Here is a 511-nt window from a genome sequence, read left to right as displayed (position 1 = left end):
AAGCGATTTGGTTTCTCACTTTTGCCTTTGATCGTATCACCTAAAAATTCGAACAAACCTAAGCTCACACCTAAAAACGAGGTGAGAAGTGCAAGGTCGGCAAATACACCTACAATGCTGCTCAAGTTGGATTTGTGAACAGTTTGAGATAATTGACCAATAAGTGCACTCAAGCCACCGTTTTCAATAAGCGCATCTTGGCTTACTACGCCTAAGGTAACGATTTGCCAGAAAATGTAGATAACTAAAGGAATCGTCGAACCAACAATAACCGCTTTGCGCAAAGACGACGTATCGCCATCTAGGTAGTTTACGATTGCAGGAATACTGCCGTGGAAACCAAACGATGTGAAAATCACTGGAATCGCCGCAACAATAAGTCCCTGTTCGATAGGCATGCTTAGCAAGTATGACTCGGTAACGTTTGGCGCTAAAAATGACAGTACCGCAACCATTGCGACTAGCTTTAACGCAAACAACACACGGTTTACTTTATCAACTGTTCCTGTAC

General features: G+C 42.9%; 1 protein-coding gene. It reads right to left on the bottom strand.

The annotated features are described in order from the left end of the window. Positions 1-511 (bottom strand): aromatic amino acid transport family protein (locus R7Q11_RS29535; protein WP_318094497.1); only part of this gene is annotated, 511 nt, incomplete at both ends.

This window comes from Vibrio sp. 970, from assembly GCF_033339075.1.
Note: the sequence above shows the minus strand (reverse complement) of the source record. Positions and strands in the feature narration are given on the sequence as shown.